General features: G+C 66.4%; 3 protein-coding genes and 2 pseudogenes. 3 read left to right on the forward strand and 2 right to left on the reverse strand.

The genetic code is table 11. The features are described 5' to 3' along the window. Nucleotides 1-378: pseudogene (locus tag MJ783_RS17235) on the reverse strand (hypothetical protein); the annotation flags it as partial. Nucleotides 379-486: 108 nt separating this feature from the next. On the opposite strand from MJ783_RS17235, the gene MJ783_RS17240 reads away from it, so the two are divergent. From MJ783_RS17240 to MJ783_RS17250, 3 genes are all read left to right on the forward strand, one after another. Then, a complete protein-coding gene (locus MJ783_RS17240) occupies nucleotides 487-843 on the forward strand; it encodes a hypothetical protein (protein ID WP_239311528.1) in 357 nt (118 codons plus the stop codon). A gap of 378 nt (nucleotides 844-1,221) precedes the next feature. Beyond that, on the forward strand, nucleotides 1,222-2,052 hold the full coding sequence (locus tag MJ783_RS17245; protein WP_370651663.1) for a 3-hydroxybutyryl-CoA dehydrogenase: 831 nt from the start codon (nucleotides 1,222-1,224) through the stop codon (nucleotides 2,050-2,052). Beyond that, nucleotides 2,049-3,218 (forward strand): acyl-CoA dehydrogenase family protein, encoded by a 1,170-nt coding sequence (locus MJ783_RS17250; protein WP_239311532.1) that lies wholly within the window; start codon nucleotides 2,049-2,051, stop codon nucleotides 3,216-3,218. Before MJ783_RS17245 ends, MJ783_RS17250 begins: the two co-directional genes overlap by 4 nt. A gap of 110 nt (nucleotides 3,219-3,328) precedes the next feature. Here the strand turns inward: MJ783_RS17250 and MJ783_RS17255 are convergent. Continuing rightward, nucleotides 3,329-4,096: pseudogene (locus tag MJ783_RS17255) on the reverse strand (hypothetical protein); the annotation flags it as partial.

The following is a 4,096-nucleotide window of genomic DNA, read 5'->3' on the forward strand; positions in this document are numbered from 1 at the left end:
CGGTGCGGCGGTGCGACCGTGACGGCGGGCGGCGGGCGGTGGGCCGGCCCCGGCGACAATTGTGATCGTGTCGGTGTGGCCGGGCAGCGGGTGGATTCCCGCGGCGTCTGGCCGCCGCGGGAGCGTCGCGTGGTCTGGGCCAGCGCGTCGGCCGGCCGGGCCGGGATGAAGATCCAAAATGTTGTTCCAGGTCGTGCCCGGTCCCGGCGCGGCGAGCTGCCGGCTGGTAGCGGAGCACCCAGCACGCGCGTCCAGACAGTCGTCGACTCGCCTCGGGGCGGCTGGCGGGCGGGCAGCCAGGGCCGAGGGAGATGCGCCGGCATAACGGAACGTGGTATCGAGAGTCTGACCACCGTGCGGACCCGCGACACGGACCACACAGCGTGGGTGTTCGGGCGTGGATCCTCCGATCGCTGGCAACGTGTTACGAGGCAGGCCGGGCAGTCGCAGACGTGGCAAGTACCTAGCGGAGGTGGAGAACTCGATATGGCAGCGCAGAAAACGCACCGGAATATCGAAGACTGGGCACATGATCTTCCTGCCGGCTTCATAGAGTGCCGCACGATGGGTCATCGGTGGGAGCCGCATACGGCGGCCTGGGACAAAGAAGCCAGGGCCTACCACGTGACGCATGAATGTGACCGTTGTGGCACTCAGCGCAAGGCCTGGTGGAGCAGGACGGGAGAGATCTCCGCAGCCTCCTACAGCTATCCCGACGGCTACCTCACGAAGGACGTTGGTTATATCGGGGCGGAAGGGCGGGGTGTGCTGCGCACGGAATATCTGACCCGTGTCTTCAGCAGCAGGGCGGACAGCACCAACGGCAGGAAGAGAGCGTCATGACCCTGGTGCGGCGTTCTTCCCTGTGGTTCGCGCCGAGCCACCCGGGCGGTGCGCCGTACCGCGCCGCCTGTCGTGATCGGGAGCGGCGGACCAGTCGTTGATCCGCTGAATCCGCCGCGTCGCGAGACCTTATCCAACACTTCTTGTGGCTATCCGCTTCCTAACGACACCAGGTGCCGCTACAGTGCAGCTGCGAGAGCCGACCACTTCGTGTGATGTGCCACGCGGGAACCCGTGTGGGACGCTCAGCGATCGTGGGTGCTGTCGGCTGCCGTGCGTACGAGCGCCCCTATTGCCGGGCGTGCCAAACCGGACCGGGATTCCAGGGGTGGCTCAGTGGTCGATGTGACAAGGATCGGCGTGGTAGGTGGTGGCCTGATGGGTTCGGGCATTGCCGAGGTATGTGCCCGAGCGGGTCTCGATGTGACAGTCGTCGAAACGGACACGGGCCGGGCCGCGGCAAGCCATGGCCAGGTGGTCAGTTCACTGGGCCGCGCGACACTGCGGAACAAGCTGTCGGTCGATGACCGTGACCGGGCGTTGGAGCGGTTGAGCTTCACGACGGACCTCAACGAACTGGCCGACCGTCAGCTGGTGATCGAGGCCGTCGTGGAGGACGAACGGCTGAAGGTCGAGATCTTCCGGGATCTTGACAAGGTGGTCGCTGACCGTGGCGCGATCCTTGCGTCCAACACGTCGTCCATTCCCATCATGAAGCTCGGGATGGCGACCAGCAGGCCGCGCCACGTGATCGGTATCCATTTTTTCAACCCGGTGCCCGTTCTGCCGTTGGTTGAACTGGTGCCATCCCTGTTGACCGATGAGGAGACCCAGACCAGGGCTGAGTCCTTTGTCGGTGAGCTGCTCGGGAAGAGGGCGATCCGATCTCAGGACCGCGCCGGTTTTGTGGTGAATGCCCTGCTCGTACCATATCTGCTGTCCGCCATCAGAATGCTTGAGTCGGGTTTTGCCTCGGCGGCCGATATCGACAGCGGGATGGTGCTCGGCTGCGCGCATCCCATGGGCCCACTGGCATTGGCCGACCTGATCGGTCTCGACACGGTGAACGCGATCGCCGAATCGCTGTACGCTGAGTTCAAGGAGCCGTTGTACTCGTCACCCCCCTTACTCATGCGAATGGTTGACGCCGGCCTGCTCGGGAAGAAGAACGGCCGCGGCTTCTACGAGTACGGTCAGGTCGACGCGTGACCCCGGCGAGCGCCGGCACTGGCGTGTATCAGCTGAGCGAGGAACACCAGGCCCTGCGGGAGGCGGTACGGCGGCTGGCGGAAAAGGAGATCGCCCCGTATGCCGCCGACGTCGACGAGCGGGCCCGCTACCCAACCGAAGCACATGCCGCATTGACGCGGTCCGGCTTCCACGCTGTGCACATCCCGGCGGAGTACGGCGGCGAGGGCGCGGACGCGGTCGCGGCCTGCATCGTGATCGAGGAGGTGGCGCGGGTCTGCGCATCTTCCTCGTTGATTCCGGCGGTGAACAAGCTGGCGACTGTTCCGATCATGCTTGCGGCGTCCGAGGAACTGAAAAAGCAGGTGCTGCCTTCGATCGCCGCGGGTGAGGCCATGGCGTCCTATGCGCTGTCCGAACGGGAAGCGGGTTCGGACACCGCCTCCATGCGTACCAGCGCACGGCTGGATGGTGATTACTGGGTGCTCAACGGTACCAAGTGCTGGATCACCAATGCCGGCCAGTCCAGCTGGTACACGGTGATGGCGGTCAGCGACCCGACCGCGGCGAAGAAGTCCCAGGGCATTTCGGCGTTCGCGGTCCACCAGGACGATCCCGGCTTCTCGGTGGGTCTGGAGGAGCGCAAGCTCGGCATCAAGGGCTCGCCGACCAGAGAGATCCATCTGGAGAACTGCGCGATCCCGGCCAATCGGATCATCGGGGAGCCGGGCACCGGGCTGAAGACCGCGCTGCGCACGCTGGATCACACCCGCCCCACGATCGGCGCGCAGGCGGTGGGTATCGCCCAGGGCGCGCTGGACACGGCGATCGTCTACGTCAAGGAACGCCGGCAGTTCGGGCGGGCCATCGCCGAGTTCCAGGGCCTGCAATTCATGATCGCTGATATGGGGATGAAGATCGAGGCGGCTCGGCACCTGGTGTACGTGGCCGCGGCCAAGGCCGAGCGTGGCGATCCAGATGCCGGGTTCGTGTCGGGGGCGGCGAAGTGCTTCGCCTCGGACGTGGCCATGGAGGTCACCACCGATGCGGTCCAGCTGCTCGGCGGCGCGGGATACACCCGCGACTTCCCGCTTGAGCGGATGATGCGCGATGCGAAGATCACGCAGATCTACGAGGGGACGAACCAGATCCAGCGAGTGATCATGGCTCGGCGCCTGCTCGGTTAGGGCCTGTCTGATGGATGGCAGCTGACCCGCGCGATCGACGATCCATCAGACGCGCCCCAGCGCCGGCCACGTAGCCGTAGCCCGTTAGGAGCGTGGCCGGCTGGAGCTGATTACCGTTTTGGCCGTACGGAACGCACGGAGCGTGACGGCCGCTTGCGAGCCGGGCGGCGGTTGCCACGGTGCTGCAGTGGCTCGACGACCAGCCTGCGTAGCTCATCCAACCCGGTGGCGTCGGGATGCCCGGAGCCCAGCAGCGCGCCGAACAGATCCCGCATGTCGCTGCTGCTTGCCTGCGCGAACGATTCGCGGACAGCGTCCGGGCCGGCGATCTCAAGCAGCTGGATCAGTTGCTCGGTCACGGCCAGCAGGCTTTCTCGCTCGGTCAGGCTATCCGGGTCCAGTTCCTCATCTTCAACGAGGAACTGGACGGCGATCGATCCGAGCGCGGCGTCTGAGCGCAGCCGCTGGAGCAGGGCTGTCCGATCGGGCTGGGCCGTACACAGCGCATCGAGCATCGCGGCGGCCCGATGGCGGAAGGAGCAGGACCGTACCGCGTCGAGCAGGCTGTCCAGCCCGGCTTCCTCGCCACCGTGGGCGGCCAGCCAGCGAAGGATCTCCTCCCGGCCGGTTTCCGGGGTGTAATGCTGGGCGATCATGCCAAGCAGCCGCGCGGGGTCGGTGTCGGTCAGCTCGCCGACGAGGGGCATGTAGCGGCCTTCAGCAAGCAGCCGGACGCGGACCGCATGGGTCCCCAGGTGGCTGAGGGCAACGGTCTCGACGGGCCCGGCGTCGGGAGCGAGCGCGGCGCGGAGCCGTTCCCGGGCGTCCGGGGGCAGACCTGTGGAGATGCTCTGGAGGCTGGCGGCGAAGTCATTCGC

This window comes from Protofrankia sp. Cj3, from assembly GCF_917627355.1.
Taxonomy (GTDB): domain Bacteria; phylum Actinomycetota; class Actinomycetes; order Frankiales; family Frankiaceae; genus Protofrankia.